Source organism: Solihabitans fulvus, from assembly GCF_008386585.1.
GTDB classification, from domain to species: domain Bacteria; phylum Actinomycetota; class Actinomycetes; order Mycobacteriales; family Pseudonocardiaceae; genus Solihabitans; species Solihabitans fulvus.
Genome location: NZ_VUOB01000176.1, coordinates 1 through 314, shown reverse-complemented (window position 1 = coordinate 314; position 314 = coordinate 1). Strand labels below are relative to the sequence as shown.

The window sequence follows — 314 nt, the reverse complement described above, 5'->3', positions numbered from 1 at the left end:
GGACGCCGCTGTGCGCGTTGGCGAAGGAGGCGCGGAACGTGAGGTTGATGAACAGGCGGCCGAGGGCGCCGACGGCCCGAGCGAAGCCGATCAGGGCGCCGGAAAGGCGACGGGCGCGGGCGTACGCGGTGTCCTCAGGCTCGCCCTCGGCGATGGCGACGCGGGCCTTGGCGCGGAAGATCGCGGGGATCATCTTGTAGGTGGAGCCGTTGCCTATGCCGGAGAACACGAACAGGGCGATGAAGGCCGTGACGAACATCGGCAGGGACTTGAGGTTGGAGGCGATGATGGTCGCGATCGTGCCGAGGGCCATC

General features: G+C 68.5%; 1 pseudogene. It reads right to left on the bottom strand.

The window, feature by feature from the left end:
- A pseudogene (locus F0L68_RS43040) lies at window positions 1-314 on the bottom strand (MFS transporter); the annotation flags it as partial.